At 68.0% G+C, this 24,255-nt stretch carries 22 protein-coding genes and 1 pseudogene; 18 read left to right on the top strand and 5 right to left on the bottom strand.

The window, feature by feature from the left end:
* Nucleotides 1-7: 7 nt before the first annotated feature.
* Complete coding sequence (locus WIX41_RS01470) at nucleotides 8-562, bottom strand: YaeQ family protein (RefSeq protein WP_339445417.1); 555 nt, start codon at nucleotides 560-562, stop codon at nucleotides 8-10.
* Nucleotides 563-604: 42 nt separating this feature from the next.
* Between WIX41_RS01470 and WIX41_RS01465 the strand changes: the two are divergent.
* From WIX41_RS01465 to pcaC, 16 genes and pseudogenes are all read left to right on the top strand, one after another.
* A pseudogene (locus tag WIX41_RS01465) lies at nucleotides 605-1,493 on the top strand (pseudouridine synthase).
* A 417-nt stretch (nucleotides 1,494-1,910) separates the two neighbouring features.
* The gene (locus WIX41_RS01460; RefSeq protein WP_042615064.1) at nucleotides 1,911-2,120 is read left to right on the top strand and encodes a cold-shock protein; all 210 of its coding nucleotides are present in this window, start codon (nucleotides 1,911-1,913) and stop codon (nucleotides 2,118-2,120) included.
* Between the two features lie 101 nt (nucleotides 2,121-2,221).
* On the top strand, nucleotides 2,222-2,914 hold the full coding sequence (locus WIX41_RS01455) for a glutathione S-transferase family protein (protein WP_339449390.1): 693 nt from the start codon (nucleotides 2,222-2,224) through the stop codon (nucleotides 2,912-2,914).
* Between the two features lie 37 nt (nucleotides 2,915-2,951).
* Nucleotides 2,952-4,517, top strand: a complete 1,566-nt coding sequence (locus WIX41_RS01450; protein WP_339445415.1) for a protein adenylyltransferase SelO — start codon at nucleotides 2,952-2,954, stop codon at nucleotides 4,515-4,517.
* 265 nt (nucleotides 4,518-4,782) lie between these two features.
* Nucleotides 4,783-6,282, top strand: coding sequence for a right-handed parallel beta-helix repeat-containing protein (locus tag WIX41_RS01445; RefSeq protein WP_339445414.1), 1,500 nt, complete (start codon nucleotides 4,783-4,785; stop codon nucleotides 6,280-6,282).
* A 23-nt stretch (nucleotides 6,283-6,305) separates the two neighbouring features.
* A complete protein-coding gene (locus tag WIX41_RS01440) occupies nucleotides 6,306-7,601 on the top strand; it encodes a carbohydrate porin (RefSeq protein WP_339445413.1) in 1,296 nt (431 codons plus the stop codon).
* Nucleotides 7,601-8,491: a type I 3-dehydroquinate dehydratase gene (aroD, locus tag WIX41_RS01435; protein ID WP_339445412.1), complete on the top strand. Its 891-nt coding sequence runs from the start codon at nucleotides 7,601-7,603 to the stop codon at nucleotides 8,489-8,491. Before WIX41_RS01440 ends, aroD begins: the two co-directional genes overlap by 1 nt.
* Before the next feature lie 46 nt (nucleotides 8,492-8,537).
* A complete protein-coding gene (locus WIX41_RS01430) occupies nucleotides 8,538-9,857 on the top strand; it encodes an MFS transporter (protein ID WP_339445411.1) in 1,320 nt (439 codons plus the stop codon).
* A gap of 136 nt (nucleotides 9,858-9,993) precedes the next feature.
* Nucleotides 9,994-10,683, top strand: a complete 690-nt coding sequence (locus tag WIX41_RS01425) for a 3-oxoacid CoA-transferase subunit A (RefSeq protein WP_339445410.1) — start codon at nucleotides 9,994-9,996, stop codon at nucleotides 10,681-10,683.
* A complete protein-coding gene (locus tag WIX41_RS01420) occupies nucleotides 10,680-11,327 on the top strand; it encodes a 3-oxoacid CoA-transferase subunit B (RefSeq protein WP_339445409.1) in 648 nt (215 codons plus the stop codon). Before WIX41_RS01425 ends, WIX41_RS01420 begins: the two co-directional genes overlap by 4 nt.
* A gap of 7 nt (nucleotides 11,328-11,334) precedes the next feature.
* Complete coding sequence (pcaF, locus tag WIX41_RS01415; protein ID WP_339449388.1) at nucleotides 11,335-12,543, top strand: 3-oxoadipyl-CoA thiolase; 1,209 nt, start codon at nucleotides 11,335-11,337, stop codon at nucleotides 12,541-12,543.
* A gap of 106 nt (nucleotides 12,544-12,649) precedes the next feature.
* Nucleotides 12,650-13,360 (top strand): protocatechuate 3,4-dioxygenase subunit beta, encoded by a 711-nt coding sequence (pcaH, locus tag WIX41_RS01410; protein ID WP_339445408.1) that lies wholly within the window; start codon nucleotides 12,650-12,652, stop codon nucleotides 13,358-13,360.
* Between the two features lie 4 nt (nucleotides 13,361-13,364).
* Nucleotides 13,365-13,928, top strand: coding sequence for a protocatechuate 3,4-dioxygenase subunit alpha (gene pcaG / locus WIX41_RS01405; protein ID WP_339445407.1), 564 nt, complete (start codon nucleotides 13,365-13,367; stop codon nucleotides 13,926-13,928).
* Between the two features lie 67 nt (nucleotides 13,929-13,995).
* Entirely contained in the window at nucleotides 13,996-15,339 is a 1,344-nt protein-coding gene (locus tag WIX41_RS01400; RefSeq protein WP_339445406.1) for a 3-carboxy-cis,cis-muconate cycloisomerase, read from the top strand.
* A gap of 21 nt (nucleotides 15,340-15,360) precedes the next feature.
* Complete coding sequence (pcaD, locus tag WIX41_RS01395; RefSeq protein ID WP_339445405.1) at nucleotides 15,361-16,137, top strand: 3-oxoadipate enol-lactonase; 777 nt, start codon at nucleotides 15,361-15,363, stop codon at nucleotides 16,135-16,137.
* Between the two features lie 18 nt (nucleotides 16,138-16,155).
* Nucleotides 16,156-16,539 (top strand): 4-carboxymuconolactone decarboxylase, encoded by a 384-nt coding sequence (pcaC, locus tag WIX41_RS01390; RefSeq protein WP_339445404.1) that lies wholly within the window; start codon nucleotides 16,156-16,158, stop codon nucleotides 16,537-16,539.
* 26 nt (nucleotides 16,540-16,565) lie between these two features.
* Here the strand turns inward: pcaC and WIX41_RS01385 are convergent, their stop codons facing one another.
* Nucleotides 16,566-17,420, bottom strand: coding sequence for an IclR family transcriptional regulator domain-containing protein (locus WIX41_RS01385; RefSeq protein ID WP_339445403.1), 855 nt, complete (start codon nucleotides 17,418-17,420; stop codon nucleotides 16,566-16,568).
* Between the two features lie 99 nt (nucleotides 17,421-17,519).
* Nucleotides 17,520-19,943: a membrane-bound PQQ-dependent dehydrogenase, glucose/quinate/shikimate family gene (locus WIX41_RS01380; protein WP_339445402.1), complete on the bottom strand. Its 2,424-nt coding sequence runs from the start codon at nucleotides 19,941-19,943 to the stop codon at nucleotides 17,520-17,522.
* Nucleotides 19,944-20,182: 239 nt separating this feature from the next.
* On the opposite strand from WIX41_RS01380, the gene WIX41_RS01375 reads away from it, so the two are divergent.
* A complete protein-coding gene (locus tag WIX41_RS01375; protein ID WP_339445401.1) occupies nucleotides 20,183-20,719 on the top strand; it encodes an adenine phosphoribosyltransferase in 537 nt (178 codons plus the stop codon).
* Between the two features lie 40 nt (nucleotides 20,720-20,759).
* Here the strand turns inward: WIX41_RS01375 and dbpA are convergent, their stop codons facing one another.
* Both dbpA and WIX41_RS01365 read right to left on the bottom strand, forming a co-directional pair.
* Nucleotides 20,760-22,136: an ATP-dependent RNA helicase DbpA gene (gene dbpA / locus WIX41_RS01370; protein ID WP_339445400.1), complete on the bottom strand. Its 1,377-nt coding sequence runs from the start codon at nucleotides 22,134-22,136 to the stop codon at nucleotides 20,760-20,762.
* 16 nt (nucleotides 22,137-22,152) lie between these two features.
* Entirely contained in the window at nucleotides 22,153-23,223 is a 1,071-nt protein-coding gene (locus tag WIX41_RS01365; RefSeq protein WP_339445399.1) for a YeiH family protein, read from the bottom strand.
* A 101-nt stretch (nucleotides 23,224-23,324) separates the two neighbouring features.
* On the opposite strand from WIX41_RS01365, the gene WIX41_RS01360 reads away from it, so the two are divergent.
* The gene (locus WIX41_RS01360; protein ID WP_339445398.1) at nucleotides 23,325-24,227 is read left to right on the top strand and encodes a LysR family transcriptional regulator; all 903 of its coding nucleotides are present in this window, start codon (nucleotides 23,325-23,327) and stop codon (nucleotides 24,225-24,227) included.
* Nucleotides 24,228-24,255: the final 28 nt, after the last annotated feature.

The following is a 24,255-nucleotide window of genomic DNA, read 5'->3' as shown; positions in this document are numbered from 1 at the left end:
CGCGGGATCAGGCCTGCGGTTTCCGCTTGCGCCAGGTCGGGGTGACGGTCAGGTGCTCCTTCTCGGACATCAGCTGGACCTCGCCGTCCTGGATGATCACGTTCCAGTGCATGGTGCGCTCGATCTGCTTGCCCCATTCGGTGACGAAGTCGCCCGGCAGGTCCATGACCTCCAGCGACGACAGCTTGTTCAATGCGGCCCCGTTACGCTTCCACCAGGTGTCGGTGAGGTTGCTGCTGCCGTACATGACCAGCTGCACCGCGCGGGCACGGCCACTGGCCTTGCGCAGGCGCGACTCGTCGGGTTGGCCCAGCTCGATCCACAGTTCGATGTCGCCGGTGTAGTCGCGGCGCCACAGATCCGGCTCGTCGTCCACGCTCAGTCCGCGGCCGAATTCCAGGCGGTCGTCGGCGTTCAGGGCGAAGGCCAGCAGGCGCACCATCAGGCGCTCGTCGGTTTCCGACGGGTGCTGGGCAAGGGTCAGCGTGTGGGTGGCGTAGTAGCCGCGATCCATGTCGCTGATCTGCAGTTCGGCCTTGCGGATGGTGGCGGTGAGGGCCATGGGGGTACCGTAAACAAAGAGCACCATGATAATGCGTGGGGTATGCACCCGTCCGATCCGATTACCGGCCACGTTGCCGCCAGCCACCTGCAGCTGCCCCCGGGCCGCTGGGCCTGCCTGCTGGATGGGCTGTGCGCGCGTTTCCCGCGTATCGACCGCGCCCAGTGGTTGGACCGGTTTTCGCGTGGCCGGGTGCGCGATGCGCAGGGCAGGGCCCTCTCGGCCGATCACCCCTGGCAGGTCGGGCTGGAGATCCAGTACTTCCGTGAAGTGGCCGATGAGCCGGTGATCCCGTTCCAGGAGGCGATCCTGCACGCCGACGCGCACCTGCTGGTGGCCGACAAGCCGCACTTCCTGCCGGTGATCCCGGCCGGCGGGTACGTGCGGCAGACCCTGTTGGCCCGACTGGTGGCGCGCACCGGCAATCCTGATCTGGTGCCCCTGCATCGGCTGGACCGGTTGACCGCCGGCCTGGTGCTGTTCTCTGTGTGCCCTGAGACGCGGGATGCCTATCAGCGGCTGTTTCGTGAGGGACGCATTGCCAAAACCTATGAGGCGGTCGCGCCAGCGCTGCCCGGGCTGTCGTTTCCGCTGGAGCGGCGCAGCCGGGTGGTGCCGGGCGAGCCGTTCTTCCGCATGACCGAAGCGGTGGGCGAGCCGAACACCCGGACCCGGATCGAGGTGACCAACGCCGACGGTCCGTTCTGGCGCTATCGCCTTCACCCGGAGACGGGGCGCAAACACCAGCTGCGCGTTCATATGGCCGCGCTGGGGGCGCCCATCCGGGGTGATGACCTGTATCCGGAACTGAACATGGCACAGGGTAAAGCGGCGCCAGCGCTTCAGCTGCTGGCCAAGGCCCCTTATCTTCGAGGATCCGTTGACCGGCGAGGCGAGACGGTTCACCAGCCAATTGAAGCTGGGGCCGTAGAGCCACGCCTTGCGTGGCTGGCGCCATCCTGCACCGCGCGCAGCCACGCAGGGCGTGGCTCTACCACCGTACGCGGCAGGTAGTCCCACAACCTGAGCGCCGCCGCCGACCCCATTTGGCTGCAATTAAGGCAGGAAATACATGAATAGGGCGTAGGTATTCGTGTAGGATTCGCCAATCCCTTGTCCTGTCAGGCGGGACGGGGGAGGTGGCTGAACAACCCGGCTATCGCTTTTTGGGGAAAAGACGCGTATCGTCCTCCACACTGTGTTTGCTAGGGTCACCGTGAATCGTGGCCTGATGCGGTTGATCTCACGATCCGCTCATCGATCCGCTTTACCAACGCCTGCAACTCAGTCTCGGCTCCGGAAATCCGGTGGCCGCGATTATTTCAACTTATGTTTCAGGAGTTAGTACATGTCTGATCGTCAGAGCGGCACCGTCAAGTGGTTCAACGATGCCAAGGGCTTCGGCTTCATCACCCCGGAAAGCGGCCCGGACCTCTTCGTCCACTTCCGCGCCATCCAGGGCAACGGCTTCAAGTCGCTGCAGGAAGGCCAGAAGGTGACCTTCGTCGCCGTGCAGGGCCAGAAGGGCATGCAGGCTGACCAGGTGCAGGCGGTCTAATCGACCCCCGCTACCGCAAGGTGCCAAAGACGCCGGAAGCGCAAGCTTCCGGCGTTTTTTATTGCGCGTAGGATGGGCGTTTGGCTTTCGCGGACCTGTCGATGATCAAGGTGCACCATCTGGACCACTCGCGCTCGCAGCGCGTGCTGTGGATGCTTGAAGAGCTGAACCTGCCGTACCAGCTGGTCAACTACCAGCGCGACCCGAAGACCTGGTTGGCGCCGCAGGCCTTGCTCGACATCCACCCGTTGGGCAAATCGCCGGTGCTGCAGGACGACGCACTGGTCCTGGCTGAATCCGGCGCGATCCTGGAGTACCTGGCCGACCGCTATGACAGTGGCCGCCAGCTGTCGCCCGAACCAATGCCCGCGCAGGCCGCCGAGCGCGTGCGTTACCGCTATTGGATGCATTATGCAGAAGGCTCGGCGATGTCGCCGTTGCTGATGCGCCTGGTGTTCGCGCGCGTGCGCAGGGCGCCGATGCCGTTTTTCGCCAAACCCATTGCGCGTGGGATCGCCGACAAGGTGATGAAGGGTTTCGTTGGTCCGCAGCTGACGCTGCACCTGGACTGGATGGAACGCGAATTGTCGGCCTCGCCCTGGTTCGCCGGTGAGCGCTTCACCGCGGCCGACATCCAGATGAGCTTCCCGATCCAGGCGGCCGCGTCGCGCGCCGGCAGCATGGAGCGCTACCCGAAACTGCAGGCGTTCCTGGCCCGGATCGCGCAGCGACCGGCCTTCCAGCGCGCCGTGGAGCGCGGTGGCCCGCTTGATCTGGGCGCAGGCGCCGCCTGAGCTTGCGGGCGCGCCGCTGCGCCCCCACGTTGTCGTGATGAGCACTGAACCGCTGCGCTTCGACAACCGTTTCATCCGCGACCTGCCCGGCGACGACGAAACCGGCCCCCGCGTGCGCGAGGTGCGCGGGGCGGCCTGGTCGGCGGTCATGCCCACGCCGGTTGCCGCGCCGACCCTGCTGGCGTACTCGCCCGAGTTGGCCGTGCAGCTGGGACTGGATCAGGACCTGCTGGAGAGCGCGGACTTCCCTCGCGTGTTCGGCGGCAACGCCCTGTATGAAGGCATGCAGCCCTGGGCCGCCAACTATGGAGGACACCAGTTCGGACATTGGGCGGGCCAGCTCGGCGACGGTCGCGCGATTTCACTCGGCGAACTGCTGGCGCCCGACGGCACGCGCTGGGAGCTGCAGTTGAAGGGGGCAGGGCGCACGCCATACTCGCGCGGGGCCGATGGCCGTGCGGTGCTGCGTTCGTCGATCCGTGAATTCCTGTGCAGCGAGGCGATGCATCACCTGGGGGTGCCGACCACGCGCGCGCTCAGCCTGGTGGCCACCGGCGAGAGCGTGGTGCGCGACATGTTCTACGACGGCCACCCCGAAGCCGAACCGGGCGCGGTGGTGTGCCGCGCGGCGCCATCGTTCCTGCGCTTTGGCAGCTTCGAACTGCCGGCTTCGCGCGGCGACGTCGTGCTGCTGCGTCAGCTGGTTGATCTCTGCATCGCGCGCGATTTTCCCGAACTGGCCCAGGCCGGCAACGAACGGTATGCGGAATGGTTTGCGCAGGTGTGCGAGCGCACCGCAGTATTGGTTGCGCACTGGATGCGGGTGGGCTTCGTGCATGGCGTGATGAATACCGACAACCTGTCCATTCTTGGCCTGACGATTGATTACGGGCCGTATGGCTGGGTGGATGACTACGACCCGGACTGGACCCCCAACACCACCGATGCGCAGGGCCGGCGTTATCGTTTCGGCACGCAGCCGCAGGTGGCGTACTGGAACCTGACCCGGCTGGCGCAGGCGTTGTCGCCGCTGTTCGACGACGCGGCGCCGCTGCACGCCGGCCTGGCTCGTTTCCAGGCGGTACACGCACAGCGCGAGCGCGAGGACATCGCCGCCAAGCTCGGTCTGGCGCAGTGCCGCGACGAGGATGTGGAGCTGATGGCGGCGTGGCTGCAGATACTGCACGATGGCGAGATGGACATGACCCTGGCGTTCCGTGGGCTGATGCAGTTCGTTCCACAGGCACCCGATGTGGCGGTGCTGGACGAGGCGTTCTACAGCGAGGCGCGGCGCAACGCGGTGCTGCCGGCGTTGCATGCATGGCTGCAGCAGTACGCGGCCCGGTTGCGTGACGATCCGCTGGATGGGGCTGAACGCCGGCAACGGATGGCAGCCGCCAACCCGCTTTACGTGCTGCGCAACTGGTTGGCCCAGGAAGCGATCGAGCAGGCCGAACGGGGTGACCTGAGTGGCGTGCGGACACTGCTGGAGGTTCTGCGCCGGCCGTACGACATGCAGCCCGGTCGCGGGCACTACGCCGGAAAGCGGCCGGAATGGGCCCGCGACAAGGCCGGCTGTTCGATGCTGTCCTGCAGTTCCTGAGTCCCTCCGACGCGACGTGTAAAACAGGCCGGTGCCGACACCGCCGGAGTGACTGCATCCCATTGGACGTGCCTGACAGGGCCGCGCGGCAGTGCCGTGCGGCCCTCGTCGTTACTGGGCCTACGACCATGGTAGTAACAGAGTTGTCCGATAATCGCACGTGCAGTCGATAACCGCACTTGAATGGTGCAGTGCGATAAACCTACTTTCGTTCCTGTTCCACGCGATCCACCCCATTCCCTTCCCCCCTGCGCGGAGTGCCGGCATGCGCTGTCGTCTGTACGTTGTTTCCCTGTCCCTGCTTGCCGTGTTCCCATCGCTGGCGCTGGCCTATCAGGCCGAGCCGCCGCGCGAGGCGCTGCAGCTGCTGCGCGTGGACCGTTACGCCGACGATGCCAACCCCGGCTCGCTGCGATGGGCGATCACCACCGCCAACCAGGTGCCGGGCCGTTACCGCATCGAGATCGGCGCGGTAGGCGATGCGCCTTACGTGATCCGCCTCGCCTCGCCCTTGCCGGAGATCATCGGGCCCGTGCAGCTCGTTGGTACCCCTTGGGCCAGCGAAGGCCGTTTCGTGGCCATCGATGGCGCCGGTTACGTGCCCGGCACCGGCACCGATGCCTGCCCGGGCGCCGAACCGGGCCAGTCCGGAACCAATGTCCGTACCACCACGCTGCCGGGGCTGGTCCTGCGCGATACGCATGGCGTGGAGCTGGCCGGGCTTGAGATCCGCAACTTCTGCATCGGCGTGCTGCTCAATCGTACCCGCGACAGCGAGATCCGCGACAACCGCATCGTTGCCAACAAGGGGGGGGCCGGCATCATGCTCACCGGCGACGACGGCAAGGGCCAGTCCACCACCACCACCGTCCACAACCGCATCGTGCGCAATGTGTTCCTGGACAATGGCGATGGCCTGGAGCTGACGCGTGGCGCGGCATGGAACCTGGTGGCCGACAACGTGTTCCAGTCGACCCCGGCCAATCCCGAGCCATCGCAGGGGATCGAGATCCTGTGGGGCAACGACAACACGGTGGTGCGCAACCACTTCCTCGACTACTCCGATGGCCTTCAGATCAACTGGGGCAACCGCAACTACATCGGGGCCAACACCTTCAGCGGCAATTCGATCGGCGTGAGCGTCACCGGCAGCGACAATGTCGTCGATGGCAACACGATCCAGGGAAATGGTATCGGTATCGCGGTCCGGCCGCAGCCGCTCAGCGCGCCGAACCGATTCAGCGCGAACCAGATCAGCGGCAACGGCCTGCCGATCGAGCGTTGTGAAGCGGGTGGTGCCTGTGCCAGCGGCCAGCCGCGCGGTGCGATCGTGTTCGGTGTTCCCGGCCTTGAGCATGCGAGCTTCGTCGGCTCCCGCGGTCGCGGGGTGGATGCCGATCCGGGCAGGCGCGCGCGCATCTGCGTCGGTGCGGACACGACGGACTGCCAACCGCCGCCGAACCTCGGCCAGCCCGCACCGACCCTGCACGCCGTGCAGGGGCGCGGCGCGGCGCGGACCCTCAGCGGGACCTTCAGCGGCATGCCCGGACAGCGCTACCTGCTGGAAGTATTCGGCAACCGCGCCGCGCGCGGCAGCGAAGCCGAGCGCCTGCTCGGCACGGTGGACGCGGTCACCGATGCGCACGGGCAGGGCAGGTTCACCCTGGCACTTCCCGATGCCGCCGATATCGCCACGGTGACGGCCACGGCGACGTCTGCGCAGGGCGCCACCTCACCGCTGAGCGCGCCGCTGTCGCTGCGCTGACCTTCCGATCACGAGAGATTCCGATGGCTATTCCACACCGCACTTCCCTGGCTGCGATGATCGCCGGCTGCCTGCTGCTACCGGCCCTGGCGTCCGCGCAGGAGGCCAACCGTTACACCGGCAAGACCCTGACCGGCGACTGGGGTGGCACCCGCACCGATCTTGCCAACCGCGGCGTGGCTTTTCGTGGCGACTACGTCGGTGAGGCGATGGGCGTGCTCGACGGCGGCTACGGCGAGACCGGCGCGCGCTATGCGCAGCAGGTGCGCGTGGGCATGGACCTGGACATGGGCCGGTTGGCCGGCTGGGATGGTGGTGCGTTCCACTTCACCCTCAACGACCGTCGCGGCAACAGCACCTCGGTCGATCTGGTCGGTAACCGCTTCCCGATCCAGGAAGCCTACGGTGGCCAGTACACGCGGCTCACCGAGCTGAGCTATGACCAGACGTTCAACGCCGGGCGGTCGTACTTCAAGCTGGGCTACTACGCGATGGGCAACCAGTTCGGCGTGCATGCCCTGCTGACCCACTTCGTCAACGCGGCGTTCTGCGCGCACCCGCTGGCCATGTCCGGCAACAGCGGCTGGTACAACTATCCGACCGCGCGCTGGGGCGGGGAAGTTGCCCAGCAGGTCAGCCCTGCGCTGAACGTCCACACCGGCTGGTTCCAGGTCAATCCGAACCTGGGCGGCAACATCGAACGCAACGCGTTCCGTCCGTTCGTCTCCGGCACCACCGGCTCGCTGATTCCACTGGAAGTGACCTGGACGCCCGACAAGGGGGGCGCCCACCCCGGCGTGTACAAGTTCGGCGGCTACTACGACACCTCGCGGGTGAACCAGCGCGGGCTCGACACCTCGCCCACCACGGGCCGCCACGGCGTCTACGTGCTTGCCGAGCAGCGCCTCACCCGCGAGACAGGCGACCCGCAGCGCGGCCTCACCGGCTTCGCGCAGTACATGGTTTCCGACACCGACACCGCGCAGATCCGGCGCTGGTATGCGCTGGGCGGCGTTTACCAGGGGATCGGTCCGCGCGCGCAGGACAGCATTGCGCTTGGCTATGTCGGCGCGGACATCAACCGTCGACTGATCGATGCGCGTCGCGCCGATCTTGCCGGCATGGGCGTGCCTGCCGATTCGCCGCTGTACCGTCTCAGTCAGGCCGAAGAACTGTTCGAACTCTCTTATAGCGTCCAGGTCAATCCGTGGCTGATGATCCGGCCGGACCTGCAGTACATCGTCAATCCCGGCACGTTCGCCTACACCCGCACCGACAACGCGTGGGCGCTGGGCGTGCAGGCCAAGGTGATCTTCTGATGCACCGCCTTCTTCTCTCAATCCTGGTGAACCGCATGCGCATGCTGACTTCCTTCATGATCGCCGCCGTGCTGGGCGGTGCTGCCGCCGTGGCGTACGCTGCGCCGGCCGTTCCGGTTACCCCGCTGCAGGTAGGCGCGCTGCGCATCGGCGAGGGCGCCCCGCGTACCATCGTGCCGATCACCGGTGCCACCGCCGAACAGGCCCTGCAGCAGGCCGCCGCCATCGCCGCCAGCCAGGCCACCGACCTGGCCGAGTGGCGCATCGACTACCTGGATATCGCTACCGATGCCAAGGCACTGGTCGCGCTGGGCCAGCGCATCGAGCGCACGCTGGACGGCAAGCCGATGATCGTCACCTTCCGCACCAAGGCGGAGGGCGGCAGCAAGGCGATCAGCGACGCCGACTACGGTGCATTGAATGCGGCGCTGCTGCGCGGCGGGTTCGCGCAGCTGATGGACGTGGAAATGTTCCGCGACCCTGCCGTGGTGGTCGCGCTCGTTGCGCAGGCGCACCAGGCCGGGGTCAAGGTGGTGATGTCCAACCATGATTTCCACGCCACCCCGGCGCGCGAGGAAATCGTTGCGCGGCTGATGCGCCAGGAGGCGCTGGGTGCCGACGTGCTGAAGATCGCGGTGATGCCGCACGATGCCGGCGACGTTCTGGCGCTGCTCGATGCCACCTGGCAGGTGCGCCAGCGCAGCAGCAGACCGCTGCTGACCATGTCGATGGGGGGAACCGGCGTGGTCTCGCGCCTGGCCGGCGAAACCTTTGGCCAGGCACTGACCTTCGGAATGATCGGCACGCCCTCCGCGCCAGGTCAGGTCGAGGTCGAGCAGCTGCAGTCGGTGCTTGGGGTCATCCATGCCTCCAGCCAGGCCGGTCGGTGAGACTTTCCCGCCGCTTTTTCGCATCACGTCGTCGCAGGACCCCGTCATGAGCCACGCCTCCGCCGCTGCCTCGCCCCTCGTGCTTGAACGCATGAGTCCCTTCCAGTGGACGGCGATTGCTGTCTGCGTGCTGCTGAACATGCTCGATGGCTTCGATGTGATGGTGATGGCGTTTACCGCCCCGCATGTTTCATCCGCATGGGCGCTGTCGGGCAAGGTGCTGGGTGCCATGCTGAGCGCCGGGCTCGTTGGCATGGCGCTGGGGTCCTTCCTGCTGGCGCCGCTGGCCGATCGCTGGGGCCGGCGGCCCATGATCATGTGCTGTCTTGTGATCCTCACGCTGGGCATGTCGCTGTCCGCACTGGCCGCCAATGCCTGGCAGCTGGGTGCGCTGCGGGTGTTCACCGGTATCGGCATCGGTGGCATGCTGGCCGGGATAGGGGTGATCTCCGCCGAGTACGCCAACCCGAAATGGCGCAGCACCGCCGTGGCACTGCAGGCCACCGGCTACCCGATCGGCGCCACGCTGGGCGGCTTGCTGGCGGCGTGGATGCTGGAACACTTCAGCTGGCACAGCGTGTTCCTGGTCGGTGCCGGCGCATCGCTGCTGTGCATTCCGCTGGTGCTCACGTGCCTGCCCGAGTCGCTCGATTTCCTGGTGGCCCGGCGGCCGCGCAATGCGTTGCCGCGGCTGAACGCGCTGCTGCAACGCATGCACATGCCCACGCTGCAAGCGCTGCCCGTTGCGCCATCGCGCGATCGCCGGCACAGCGGCTATGCGGCGCTGTTCGTCGGCGACCTGCGCCGCGTCTCGATCCTGATCGCAGTGGCCTTCTTCCTGCACATGTTCGCGTTCTACTTCGTGCTGAGCTGGACACCCAAGCTGCTGGTGTCGGCCGGCGTATCGGCCCAGCAGGGCATCACCGGTGGCGTGCTCCTCAACCTGGGCGGCATCGTCGGCGGCAGCCTGTTCGGCTGGTTCGCCTCGCGCTGGGCGCTCTCGCGGTTGACCAGCGCCAGCCTGCTGCTGGCGATGCTGGCCATGCTCGCATTCGCCGGCTTCAACACCGACCTGGGCATTGCCTTCCCCGTGGCGTTCGTGATCGGGGCGGCGCTGTTCGGTGGGATGGCAGGACTGTACGCGGCGGCACCGGTGATCTTCGCCGCCGACGTGCGCACGACGGGGCTGGGCTGGGCGATCGGCATCGGTCGGGTCGGCGCCATCCTGTCGCCGCTCAGCGTGGGGCTGCTGGTGGACGCCGGCTGGTCCCCTGCGGCGCTGTACGTGTTGTGTGCGTTGCCGCTGGCACTGGCGGCGTGGGCGTGCATGGGCCTCCGCGTCGGCGTTGGTCAAGCGCGGACGTAGGGGTGATTCTGTGCGATTATCGAAACATATATCCGATAATCGGATTGACCGCGACACGACGGCTGCCCACCATGACCCGGTCCGGTTTTCCAACGTACGTCGCCGGGTCCGCCAGGACCCGGCAAGGAGCAACGCAGTGATCGACAAGATCGTGGCCAGCGCTGAAGCAGCGGTGGCCGATATCCACGACGGAGCGACGGTGATGATCGGCGGGTTCGGCACCGCCGGCATGCCCGACGCCCTGATCGAAGCCCTCATCGCGCAGGGCGCGGGCGGGCTGACCGTCATCAACAACAATGCCGGCAACGGCGACGCCGGGCTGGCCGCGCTGATCCGGCACGGTCGGGTACGCCGCATCGTCTGTTCGTTCCCGCGTCAGGCCGATTCGCAGCATTTCGACGCGGCCTACCGCGCCGGTGAGATCGAGCTGGAACTGGTGCCGCAGGGCAACCTGGCCGCGCGCATCCATGCGGCTGGCGCGGGGCTCGGGGCGATCTTCACCCCCACCGGTTATGGCACCGAGCTGGCACACGGCAAGGAAACGCGCGAAATCGACGGCCGCCACTATGTGCTGGAGTATCCGTTGCATGCCGACTTCGCGTTGATCAAGGCCGACCGGGGCGACCGCTGGGGCAACCTGGTGTATCGCAAGACCGCCCGCAACTTCGGCCCGTTGATGGCGATGGCCGCGCGCTGCGCGATCGTGCAGGTACGCGAGGTGGTAGCGCTGGGCGAGCTCGATCCCGAAGCGGTGGTGACCCCGGGAATCTTCGTGCAGCGCGTGGTCGCGCTCGCCGATGGCACCCCTGCGGGAGCGCACGCATGAACCGCCTGAGCCGTGAACAGCTGGCTGCGCGCGTGGCGCGCGATATTCCCGAGGGCGCCTACGTCAACCTGGGCATCGGCCTGCCGACGACAGTGGCCAACTTCCTGCCTGCCGACAAGGAGATTTTCCTGCAGTCGGAGAATGGTCTGCTCGGCATGGGGCCGGCGCCGTCAGCCGACGCCGAGGACCCGGACCTGATCAATGCCGGCAAGCAGCCGGTGACGCTGCTCACCGGCGGTTGCTATTTCCACCACGCCGATTCGTTCGCCATGATGCGTGGCGGCCACCTGGACATCTGCGTGCTAGGGGCCTTCCAGGTCTCGGCGCACGGCGACCTGGCCAACTGGAGCACCGGCGCTGCCGGCGCGATTCCGGCCGTGGGCGGTGCGATGGACCTGGCCATCGGTGCCAAGCAGGTGTTCGTGATGATGGACCTGCTGACCCGACAGGGTGAGAGCAAGCTGGTCGCCGCATGCACCTATCCGTTGACCGGTCTGCGCTGCGTATCGCGCGTCTACACCGACGTGGGTGTATTCGACCTTGGCAAGGACGGTGCGCGCGTACGTGAGATGGTCGAGGGGGTGAGCCTGGAACAGCTGCGCGAACTGACCGGCCTGCCGCTGCAGGTGGTGGAAGGAGCCTGACATGCACCTGCACGACACCTACCTCATCGATGGCATCCGCACCCCGATAGGCCGCTACGGCGGCGCGCTGTCCGGCATCCGTGCCGACGACCTTGGCGCGCTCCCGCTCAAGGCGCTGCTCGCGCGCCATCCGCATCTGGATCCGACGCTGATCGAGGACGTTTACCTGGGCTGCGCCAACCAGGCCGGCGAAGACAACCGCAACGTCGCCCGCATGAGCCTGCTGCTGGCCGGCCTGCCAGTGACCGTGCCGGGCAGCACGATCAACCGCCTGTGCGGCTCGGGCCTGGATGCGATCGGCACCGTGGCCCGTGGCATTGCCGCAGGCGAACTCGGCCTGGCCATTGCCGGCGGCGTCGAATCAATGTCGCGCGCGCCCATGGTGATGGGCAAGGCGTCCACGCCGTTCGCCCGAGACCAGGTCCTGGAAGACACCACGATGGGCTGGCGCTTCATCAATCCGCGGCTGTGCGACATGCACGGGGTGGAAACGATGGGCCAGACCGCAGAGAACGTGGCCATGCGTTACGCCGTTTCCCGCGAGGACCAGGACGCTTTCGCGCTGCGCAGTCAGCAGCGTGCTGCAGCGGCCCAGGCGCGCGGCTTCTTCGATGGCGAGGTCATCCCGGTTGACGCCCCCGGTCGTAAACGCGGTGAGCAGGTTCGGGTGGAGCGCGACGAGCACCCGCGTGCGGACACCACGCTGGAGGCATTGGCCAGACTCAAGCCGCTGTTCCGTGCCCCGGGCACGGTGACCGCTGGCAATGCCTCGGGCATCAACGACGGCGCGGCCGCACTCCTGCTGGCCTCCGGCGCGCAGGTAAAAGCGTTGGGGCTGACCCCGCGCGCGCGCATCCTCGGCTTCGCCAGCGCGGGCGTGGAGCCGGCGGTGATGGGGATGGGCCCGGTTCCTGCCAGCCGTAAACTGATGGCGCGCCTGGGGCTGACGATCGGCGATTTCGACGCGATCGAGCTCAACGAGGCGTTCGCGTCGCAGGGGCTGGCGTGCCTTCGCGAGCTCGGCCTCGCCGACGACGCTCCGCACGTCAACGCCAATGGCGGCGCCATCGCGCTCGGCCATCCGCTGGGGATGAGCGGCGCGCGCATCGCGCTCACCCTGCTGCGCCAGCTGGAAGCCAGCGGCGGCCGCCGCGGCCTGGCCACCATGTGCATCGGCGTCGGCCAGGGCGTGGCCCTGGCCATCGAGCGTCTGTGAGCCATTCCTGCATGGCCCTGTTTCACGGCCGCTGCCGCCCTCGCGTGGCAGCGTGCCGGTGCCTGTCCGCTGCGGCCGCAATGCCGCCCGCTACCTGGAGTACGCCATGAGCGATCCCACCGACCTGCGCGGATACCGCAGGCCCTATCCCGGCTCCCAGCCGGCGCGCATCCACCTGCCGTATGCGTCCACCCGCCTGCGCGGTCCCAGCCGTGACCCGATCAGCATCCCGGCCACGTTGTCCGAAGTGACCGGTCCGACCCTGGATCGGGTCACCTTGGGAGCGCGCGCCGCCGATCTCACCGCCGGCTTCCCCGGCCAGCCGCTGGGCGAGCGGATCGTGGTCAGCGGGCGCGTACTCGATGAGAACGGACGCCCGGTACGCAACCGCATCGTCGAGGTGTGGCAGTGCAATGCCGCAGGCCGTTACCTGCACAAGGGCGACCAGCACGACGCGCCGCTGGATCCGAACTTCAAGGGGACCGGCCAGGTGCTCACCGACCAGGACGGACGCTACCGGTTCACCACCATCAAGCCCGGTGCCTATCCGTGGCGGAACCACTACAACGCGTGGCGCCCGGCGCATATCCACTTTTCGCTGCACGGCGAGGGTATCGGCCAGCGCTTGGTCACGCAGATGTATTTCCCCGGCGACCCGCTGCTCGAGTACGACCCGATCTATAACTGCGTGGACGATCCCAAGGCCCGGGCGCGCATGGTGTCCTCGTTCGACTGGGAAAACACCGCCAACGAATTCGCCCTCGGCTACCGCTTCGACATCGTGTTGCGCGGTCGCAAGATGACCGTGTGGGAGTAAGCAGATGAGTTTCCAATCCACTCCGTGGCAGACCGTGGGCCCGTATTACCGGCTGGGCCTGGAACCCTTGTACCGCGTCGAGATCGCGCCCGCCGCCGCACTGGGCGAGCGCATCGAAGTGCAGGGCCAGGTGTTCGATGGCGTTGGCGTGCCGGTGTCCGACGCCGTGCTGGAGATCTGGCAGGCCGACGCGCAGGGCATCTACGCGCACCCTGAAGATCCGCGCCATGCAACGCACGACCCGGCGTTCGCCGGTTGGGGCAGGGTGCCGACCGACGACCAGGGTCGTTTCAGCTTCACCACGATCAAGCCGGGCAGCGTGGCCGGTCCGCGGGGTGAGCCGCAGGCGCCGCACCTGATGGTGCTGGTGTTCATGCGTGGCCTGCTGCGTGCGGCCAGTGCGCGGCTGTATTTCAGCGATGCGTCCAGCAACGCTTCCGACCCGATCCTGGCGCTGGTACCTGCCGAGCGCCGCGACACCCTGGTCGCACAGGCCAGCGGCACCGGCCAGTATCGCTGGGATGTGCATATGCAGGGCGAGCGGGAAACGGTGTTCTTCGACTACTGATGCCGCCTCCACGCCCGGCACCGCCGGGCGCGGGTAAGCTGTTCCCACTCTGGATGGAAGCTGGTTGATGCGCGATTCCCACTCCCTGCTCGGTGCCCTGTTCGGTGATCCCGTGGTGGATGCCGTGTTCACCGATACCGCGCGCCTGCAGGCGATGCTGGATGTCGAAGCCGCGCTGGCGCGCGCGCAGGTGCGTTGCGCGGTGATCCCCGCCGCCGCGCTTGCGCCGATCCAGGCCGCCTGCGCGGCATCGTTGTACCCGCTGGAGGCGCTTGGCCAGGCCACCGCGCTGGCCGGCAATCCCGCCATTCCGCTGGTCAAGGCACTGACGGCGGAAGTCAGGCGGCGTGATGCCGACGCCGCGCGCTGGGTGCATTGGGGCGCGACCAGCCAGGACATCATCGATAGCGGTGCGGTCGTGCAGCTGCGTGCCGCGGTGGACCACATCGAATCGCGCCTGCAGGTGCTGTGCACTGCATTGGCCAAGCTGGCCATGGCCGAGCGTGGCACAGGGTTGCCCGGGCGCACACTGCTGCAGCAGGCCGTGCCGGTGACGTTCGGGCTGAAGGCGGCGGGCTGGCTGGATGCCCTGCAGCGCAGCCAACGCCGTCTGCACGCGCTGCGCAGCGACACGCTGGTGCTGCAGTTCGGCGGCGCCGCCGGCACACTGGCCTCGCTGCAGTCGCGCGGGCTGGACGTGGCCGAGCTGCTCGGCGAAGAACTGCAGCTGCCGGTGCCGGCATTGCCCTGGCATGCCGCGCGCGACCGCATTGCCGAACTGGGCAGCACCTTCGCGCTGCTGGCCGGCACGCTGGGCAAGATCGCCACCGACATCGTGCTGTTGATGCAGTCCGAAGTGGCAGAAGCGTTCGAGCCGACGGGTGAAGGCAAGGGAGGGTCCTCGGCGATGCCACACAAACGCAACCCCGTGGGCTGCGTGGCGGCGATCGCCGCGGCCACGCGCGTGCCAGGGCTGGTGTCCACCTTGTTCGCGGCCATGCCGCAACCGCATGAGCGTGCCGCCGGGCAATGGCATGCAGAATGGGAAACGGTGCCGGAGATCGTACGCCTGTGCGCCGGCAGCCTGGCCCAGGTGAGCGTCGTGGTGCAGGGCCTGCAGCTGGACCGTGCGCGCATGCAGGCGCACCTGGACAGCCACGGTGGGCTGCTCTACGCCGAGGCGGTGGCGGTGACCCTGGCCGGGGCGCTGGGCAAGTCCGCCGCGCATGCGCTGGTCGAACTGGCCGCCCACCGGGCGCTGGGCGAATCGCGCCACCTGCGCGAGGTCCTGCAGGAGATGCCGGAGGTGGCTGCGCACCTTTCTGCCGACCAACTGGAGGCGCTGTTCGCGCCGGACAGCTGGCGTGGCATGACCGATACCTGGATCGACCGCGTGCTCGCGCGCGGCTGACCGCTCTCCCTGGAGTACCGCATGGCTTTCCTTGCGCTTGACCGCCACCGTCTGCATTACCGCATCGACGGTCCCGACGACGCGCCCTGGCTCACCTTCTGCAATTCGCTGGGCACCGACCTGTCGATGTGGCAACCGCAGGTGGACGCGCTGTCGGCACGTTTCCGCATCCTGCGTTACGACCGGCGTGGGCATGGACAGTCGAGCGCGCCGCCGGGGCCGTACGACATCGACGCGCTCGGCGCGGATGTGCTCGCGCTGTGGGACCATCTTGGCGTTGAACGAAGCCATTTCTGCGGATTGTCGATCGGTGGGCTCACCGGCCAATGGCTGGGCGTGAATGCCAGTGGGCGCCTGCACTCGCTGACTGTCGCCGCCACCGCCGCGAAGATCGGGACCGCCGACACCTGGCAGGCACGGATTGCCCAGGTCGGGCAGGGCGGGCTGGCGCCGCTGCGCGCCGGTACCGCCGAACGCTGGTTCACGCCGGCATTCGCCGCGACGCATGCTGCGCAGGTCGACGACATCCTGCAGCGCTTCGAGGCCACCCCCGTGGCCGGTTATGTCGGTTGCTGCCATGCGGTGGCCACGGCGGACTTTCGCGACCAGCTCGGCCGCATCGCGGTGCGCACGCTGGCCATCGCCGGCGATGACGATCCGGTCTGTCCAGTGGCCGACCTCCAGCAGATTGCCGAGGGTGTCCAGCACGGCCGCGCGCTGACGGTGCCGGGCCGGCACATCTGCAACCTTGAATCCCCTGCGGCGTTCACCGCCGCGCTTGTCGCGCATCTGCGCTGATCACCGGAGTCCCCGACCATGGACGAAAAAGAACGTTACGAAGCCGGCCTGTCGGTCCGTCGCGCCGTGTTGGGCGATGCCCACGTGGATCGCTCGCTGCAGGCCCGCACCGATTTCACCACCGAGTTCCAGGAATTCATCACCCGCACCGCATGGGGCACCGTGTGGACCCGCGATGGCCTCCCGCGGCATACGCGCTCGTTGTTGACCATCGTGATGATGGTAGCGTTGGGCCACGACGAAGAATTCACGTTGCACATCCGTGCGGCCCGCAACAACGGGGTCACCCCGGACGAAATCAAGGAAGCGCTGCTGCAGGCGGCCATCTACTGTGGCGTACCGGCGGCCAACCACGCCTTCGCGCTGGCCCGACCTGTCCTGGAAGAACAACAGGGCGTGTGAGGCCGGGCGCTGCCCGGCGCCAATCCTCAATGCAGCAGCGTGCCCAGCCGTTGTGCCGCCTCACGCAGACGCGGCAGCAACTGCGACTGCATCGTGCTCAGGTTGATGCGCCCGGCCTGGGTGCCGATGTTCAACGCCCCGACCACCTCGCCACTGCGCGCGCGCACCGGCACCGCGATCGAACGCAGGCCGATTTCCAGCTCCTGGTCGACCAGTGACACGCCTTCGCGGCGCACGCGTTCGAGTGTTTCAAGGAATTCGTCCATGCGCGTTATGGTGCGTTGGGTACGCGGCCGCAGCGGGTTGCGCTCCAGGTAGTTTTCCAGCGTGTCGCGCGGCAGTGCCGCCAGCAGGATGCGCCCCATCGAGGTGCAGTAGGCTGGCAGACGGCTGCCGGCGCGCAGGCCGATCGACATGATCCGCACGGTTTCGGCGCGTGCCACGTACAGCACGTCGTCGCCATCCAGCACGCCCAGCGAGCAGGATTCGTGCACATCGTCGCGTAGCGCATCGAGCACCGGTTGTGCGGCAGCGGTCATGGACGACGATGCCACGTACGCCCCACCCATGCCGAGCACCCGCGGCAGCAGCACGAAGCCGCGTCCCTGTTCGCCCACGTAGCCCAGCTTCTCCAGTGTGTAAAGCACGCGGCGCACGGCCGCGCGCGAAATCCCGGTCTCGGTGCTGATCTGCGACATGGTGACTTCGCGCGGATGCTGCGAGAACACGCTCAGCACCACCAGGCCACGGCCGAGCGACGTCATGAAATCCGGATCGCCCTGGTTGTCCTGGATCAGCTGCATCAGCTCATGGCTGAGGCCGCGATCCTGCGGTGGGGCAGGAGCGCGCTTGGTTCGACGGCTGGGAGGTGGGGCGGACATGGTGATGTTTCGTGCTCGGTGATCGTGCATGGTAAGGGCTGCACGCGGCGAAACGAAGCCGGGCGCACCACGGCCATGTGGCCGTGGCGCAGGCGGGCCTCAATGCACGGAGGGCAGCGCGTAGGCGATCACGTAGTCGCCGCGATCCGGCGACTGGCGCGCGCCGCCGGCGGAGATCACCACATACTGGCGACCGGTCCTGGGCGAGACGTAGGTGATCGGGGTGCCCTGGCTGCCTACGGGCATGCGTGCCTTCCACACTTCTTCGCCGCTGCGGCTGTCGAAGGCGCGCAGGTAGTAATCCTGGGTGCCGGCGAAGAACAGCAGGCCGGACTGGGTGGCCAGCGAGCCGCCCAGGGTCGGCATGCCGATCGGGATCGGCAGGCCCATCTTGATGCCCAGCGGTCCGGTGTCCTTCACCGTGCCCACCGGCACCTGCCAGACCAGCTGATGGGTCGCCAGGTTGATCGCCGACAGGGTGCCGAACGGTGGTTTCTGGCAGGGGATGCCGAGTTCGGACAGGAAGCGGTCACGCAGAGAGCCATACGGCGTGCCGGTCTGCGACGCGGCGCCCATTTCAACGCCACCGGCACCGCTGGCCATCTGTGCACGTGGAATCAGCTTGGTCCACAGGCCCAGGCGCATGTCGTTGACGAACAGATAGCCGGTGGTGGGATCGAGCGACGCGCTGCCCCAGTTCATGCCGCCCAGCGAACCGGGCCACTGCAGCGCCAGATCCTCGCCTGGCGGAGTGAAGATGCCGTCATAGCGGAATTTCTTGAACTGGATGCGGCACAGCATCTGGTCGATCGGCGTGGCGCCCCACATGTCCGATTCGGTCAGGGTCTGCGCGCCGAACTGCGGCAGCCCCACCGACAGGCGCTGGGTCGGCGAGTAGCGCTCGCCGTCCGCGCTGCCCTGCGGTGCCTTGATGTCGCGTACCTCGGTAATCGGCTCGCCAGTGATGCGGTTGAGCATGAACACCTGGCCGGCCTTGGTGACCTGCAGCAGCGCCGGGAGGGTACCGCCCTTGCCATCAGGAACATCGGTGAGGGTCGGCTGCGCCGGCAGGTCGTAATCCCACAGGTCGTGGTGCACCGTCTGGTAGACCCAGCGCTCCTTGCCGGTGGCCACGTCCAGCGCAACCACGGCCGAGCTGTATTTGTCATCCTGGGGGGTGCGCTGACCCGCCCACGCGTCCGGCGTGGTGTTGCCCGTGGGCAGGTAGACCAGGCCCAGCTCGGGGTCGTAACCCAGCGAGGTCCAGACGTTGGGCGTGGCACGTGTGTACTGGACCGACGCATCCAGTGGTACGTCCGGCGTTTCCTTCGCCAGATCCCACACCCAGGCCAATGCGCCGGTGCGCACGTTGTAGGCACGCACCACCCCCGAGGGTTCGTCCACTTCGATGTTGTCGGCTACGCGGCCGCCCACGATCACCAGTTCGCCGGCCACCAGCGGGGCGGCGGTCAGGGTGAAGAAGCCGGGCTTGATCTCGCCCATGCCGACCTTCAGGTCGACCACGCCGTTGTCGCCGAAGTCGGGGCAGGGGGCACCGGTGGCGGCATCGAGCGCAAACAGGCGCGCATCGATGGAGGTCATCAGCAGGCGCCTGGCGCACACCGCCGGTGGGGCAGCGGCAACGGCTGCAGCCGGTTCAGTGGGGGGCGCTGCCGTCAGGGTCGGCACGCCGACCAGCGGCAGGCTGACGTCGAAGTAGCCCAGGCCGCGGCAGCGCTGCCAGTTCGGCGCGGTGGCCTTGGGATCGAACGACCAGCGCTGCTTGCCGCTGTCCACATCCAGGGCGATCACCCGGTTGTGCGGGGTGCACAGGTACAGCGTGTCGCCTATCTGCAACGGGGTGTTCTGGTCCTCGGCACCGAAGCCGTTGCTCTGCGGCACATCGCCGGTATGCGCGGTCCAGGCCACCTGGAGCTGCTCGACATTGGCCGGGGTGATCTGGTCCAGCGCGGCAAAACGGGTGCCGGCGGTGGTGTTGCCCCAATGCATCCAGTCGCGCTGTTCCAAGCCCTTGGCGACCGGCACCACGGCCGGACGCGCGCCGCTGGCGGCCACCACCGGCCGCGGCTGGAATGCCGCGAACGCGGTGCCCAGCAGCCCTGCCAGCAGCATGGCCGCCACCCCGTAGGCGCCCCGGCCGGCGGGGTGGCCGCGGCCGCGACGCAGTGCCGGCCAGGCCAGCGCGACCAGCAGTGCCAGCACGGCCGGCATGACCAGTCGCGACACCAGCGGCCAGAATTCCAGCCCGGCATCGACCAGCGCCCATGCCACCGTGGCGAGGAAGGCCACCCCATACAGCACCGCGCCAAGCGCGCGCCGCGCCACCAGCAGGGCGCCGGCGACGACGGTCGCCGCGCCCATCAACAGGAAGTACCAACTGCCGCCCAGCTGCACCAGGCGGAACCCGCCGACCAACAGAGCAAGGCCGACCAGCATGACCACGATGCCGAGCAGGACCACCAGGAAGCGGCACAGGGCCGGGTGTTTCGCGTTCTTGTCCACGTTGCATGAACCTCTACAGGAAAACCCTGCTGAAAATGCAGGGCAGGCCCGCGCGCGCCAGGCGTGGCGGGGACCGTCGGCCTGCACATCCCGACCCCGCGCTGCTGCTGCGGGGCACCCCGAACCCTGCATGGAGGTGGGTGAGTGGCCTGTTGGGGCGATTATCGCACTTATGTGCGATGTACGGCAGGGCTGAAAGCGTCATACCCTATGCCACCCCTTTGGTTTGTACTTTCTCCATGACCGATTCCTCCGCCACCCCCGCCTGGGCTGGCCGCCTGCGCGACGTCGCCGATTTCCCCAAGCCGGGCATCCTGTTCAAGGACATCATGCCGCTGCTGGCCGATGGCGATGATTTCGCCGCTGCGATCGACGCGATGGTCGCCCCGTGGCGCGATGCCCGCCTGGATGCGGTGCTGGGCATTGAATCGCGCGGCTTCATCCTGGGCGCGGCGATGGCGCGGGTGCTGGGCGTGGGCTTCGTCCCCGTGCGCAAGCCGGGCAAACTGCCCGGTCGCACGCTGAAGCAGGACTACACGCTGGAATACCGCACCGACAGCATCGAAGTGCATGCCGATGCATTGCCGCCCGGTGCACGCGTGCTGGTGGTGGACGACGTGCTGGCAACCGGCGGCACGCTGCTGGCAGCGCTGTCGCTGGCCATGCAGCTGCAGGTCGAGGTGCTCGGTGCCGCAGTGCTGGTGGAGCTGGCTGGACTCGGTGGCCGCGAACGCTGGGCCAGCGACGTGCCGCTGGTGGCGAACCTGGTGTATTGAGATTCCGCAGCCACGCAGGGCGTGGCTCTACGGCTGCCTTTTACATCTTCCGCACGCGGAAACGCCGGCCCTTGATCTTGCCCGCTTCCAGCCGCGCGATGGCCTTGCCCACGTGTTCGCGGGCGATGGCCACGTAGGAACGGGTGGCGTAGATGTCGATCTTGCCGATCACCTTGGCCGACAGCCCGGCATCGCCGGTCAGCGCGCCCAGGATGTCGCCCGGACGCAGCTTGTCGGTCTTGCCGCCGTCGATGCGCAGGGTTTCCATCGCTGCCTGCGGCAATACGGCCGGCCGTGCGGTGGCCAGCGGGGTCTTCTGCCAGTCCAGCGGCTTGCCCTGCGCTGCTTCCAGCGCATCGGCCCGGCTGCGCTCGCGCCCGGTCACCAGGCTGATCGCCAGGCCAGTGGCGCCGGCACGGCCGGTGCGGCCCACGCGGTGTTCGTAGGTTTCGATATCGGTGGGCAGCTCGTAATTGATCACCGCTGCCAGGTCCTGCACGTCCAGCCCGCGCGCGGCCACGTCGCTGGCCACCAGCACGTTGCAGCTGCGGTTGGCAAAGCGCACCAGCACTTCATCCCGGTCGCGCTGTTCCATTTCGCCATGCAGCGGCAGCGCCGAGAAGCCGAACTGCTGCAGCGAAACGGCTACGTCATCCACGTCGCGGCGGGTGTTGCAGAACACCACCGTCGATTCCGGCGTGTACTTCAGCAGCAGGCCGGCCAGCGCCTTCTGCTTGCTGGCCAGGTCGACTTCGCAGAACAGGTGGCGAATCGCCGGCGCGTGGTCGGCGCCATCGACGGTGACTTCGACCGGGTCGCGCAACAGCACGCGCGCGATCTCGCGGATCTCGTCGGGATAGGTGGCCGAGAACAGCAGCGTCTGCCGGTCCTTGCTGGTGCGTCCGGCGATTTCGCGGATCGGCTCTTCAAAGCCCATGTCGAGCATGCGGTCGGCTTCGTCCAGCACCAGCGTGGTCACCCCGCCCAGTTTCAGGGCGCGCTTGCGGCCCAGTTCCTGGATGCGGCCGGGCGTGCCCACCACCACATGCGGATCGTGCGCTTCCAGCGAGGCCAGCTGAGGGGCCAGCGGCATGCCGCCGGTCAGCACCACCAGTTTCAGGTTGGGGATGCCGGTGGCCAGCTTGCGGATCTGCTTGCCGACCTGGTCGGCCAGTTCACGGGTGGGGCACAGCACCAGCGCCTGGGCGCGGATCACCGCCGGGTCCAGTGCCTGCAGCAGCCCCAGTCCGAAGGCGGCGGTCTTGCCGCTGCCGGTGGGGGCCTGGGCGATCAGGTCGCGGCGCGCCAGGATGGCCGGCAGCGCCTGCGCCTGCACGGGGGTCATCTGGGTGTAGCCCAGCGCGTCGATGCCCGCCGCCAGCGAGGCCGACAGGGGCAGTTCGGAGAATTCGTTCATGCCACATTCTACCCGCTCAGCCGAGCAACCGATGCACGACCAGGTTGATCGCCAGCCCGCCGCCCAGCAGCCAACCGAACAGCAGCAGGGCCAGCAGCAGCGGTCCGGGTCCCGCCCGGCGCAGGGCAGAGGCATGGGTGGTCAGGCCCAGCGCGGCCATCGCCATCGCCAGCAGCAGCGTATCCAGATCGATCACTGCTGCGACCAGGGAGGGCGGCAGCACGTGCAGCGAATGGATGCCGGCGACTGCCACGAAGCCAAACGCGAACCACGGCACCACGATCTTCGCCCTGGCCGCGCCCGGCTGCCCTACCCGGCCGCGCGCCAGCAGCAGCGACAACGCGACGAGGAACGGTGCCAGCATCATCACCCGCACCATCTTGGCGATCACGGCCGTATCTGCCGCGCCCTCGCTGACCGCACGCCCGGCCGCCACCACCTGGGCCACTTCATGCACCGTCGAACCGGTGAACACCCCGTAGGCCTGTTCGCCCAGCGGGAGCCAGGCATGCGCCACATTGAACTGATAGAGCGCCGGATAGAGGAACATGGCCAGCGTGCCGAACACCACCACCGTGGACACCGCCACGGTTGCCTGTTCGGCACGGCCGCGTACCACCGGTTCCGCAGCCATCACCGCCGCCGCCCCGCAGATCGCGCTGCCGGCACCGATCAGCATCGCGGTGTCGCGGTCGATCCCGAACCAGCGCGTACCCGCCCACCACGCCAGCCCGAAGGTGCTGCCGAGCACCAGCGCGTCGATCAACACCCCGCCGATGCCGACCTGCCCGATGTCCTGGAAGGTCAGGCGCATGCCATACAGCACGATGCCGGCACGCAGCAGCCAGTGTTTGGCGAAGCCGACCCCATCTGCGGCAGGCGACGCCAGGCGCGGGTATACCGTGTTGCCCAGCCCGATGCCCAGCACGATCGCCAGGGTCAGCGCGCTGATCCCGTGTGCCTGCAGCCACGGCAACGTGGACAGGACAATCGCCGCCGCGGCCAGGACGAGGGTCAGCAGCAGGCCCGGCGCGCGGGCGCGCCAGCGTGGGAGGGAGGCAGGGAAGGGCGATGCGTTGGTGACCACGGGGCGCTCTCGAAGGGGACAGGTACAGGCTGCGCTTGACCAATCAACCTGTAAAACGCATTGTTTTAGTCATTACAAGCGACAAAACGGGTTGATTGCCGATGCGCCTCACCCTCCGCCAATGGCAGGTCTTCGTCAGCGTGGCCGATGCCGGTTCGACGGCCGCCGCCGGGGTCCGGCTTCAGTTGTCTCAGTCGGCGACCAGTGCCGCGCTCAACGAGCTGGAAGGACAGCTGCCCGAGCCACTGTTCGACCGGATCGGGCGCCGGCTGGTGCTGAACCCCGCGGGCCGGGCGCTGCTCGATCCGGCCCGCGCGCTGCTGGTGGCGGCAACGGAGTTGGAAGGGCAGGCCGGGGTGGGGCAGGCGGGGACTGCCGGAGTACTGCCCCTGAACCTGCGGATCGGTGCCAGCACCACCATCGGCAACTACCTGCTGCCTGGCCGGGTGGCCGCATTGCTGGCGGCCAACCCGCAGGCCCAGGTGGACCTGCGGATCGGCAACAGCGCCGACGTGGTGGCCGCCGTGCAGCGGCTGGAGGTGGACCTGGGCCTCATTGAAGGGCCCTGCCATGAGAGCGGCCTGGAGGTGCTGCCCTGGCAGCGCGATGCGCTGGTGATCGTGGCCGCTGCCGCCGCACCGTTGCCTGATGTGGTGGATGTCGCTGCACTGGCCGGCGCGCGTTGGCTGCTGCGCGAGCCCGGCTCGGGGACCCGCGAAGCGGTCGAGCAGGCCCTGCTGCCCCACCTGCATCATTTCGCGCGCGCCATGCAGCTGGGCAGCACCGAGGCGATCAAGCAGGCTGCTGCTGCGGGGCTGGGGCTGGCCTGCCTGTCCCGGCATGCAGTGGCCGATCTGGTGGCACTGGGGACGCTACGGATCCTCCACACCCCGCTGCCGCCCCTGTCGCGCCAGCTGTGGGTGGTGCGCCATCCCGGCAAACGGGTGCCGCCGCCATTGGCGGCGTTGCTGGACCTGCCGCCAGCGGTTTTCGCCTCCGGCTGAGCGACGCCAGGGACCGCCAGCCCGTACA

It is taken from the genome of Stenotrophomonas sp. AB1(2024), assembly GCF_037482345.1.
Taxonomy (GTDB): Bacteria; Pseudomonadota; Gammaproteobacteria; order Xanthomonadales; family Xanthomonadaceae; genus Stenotrophomonas.
The sequence above is the reverse complement of the archived record's forward strand: the minus strand, read 5'-3'. Positions and strand labels throughout refer to the sequence as shown.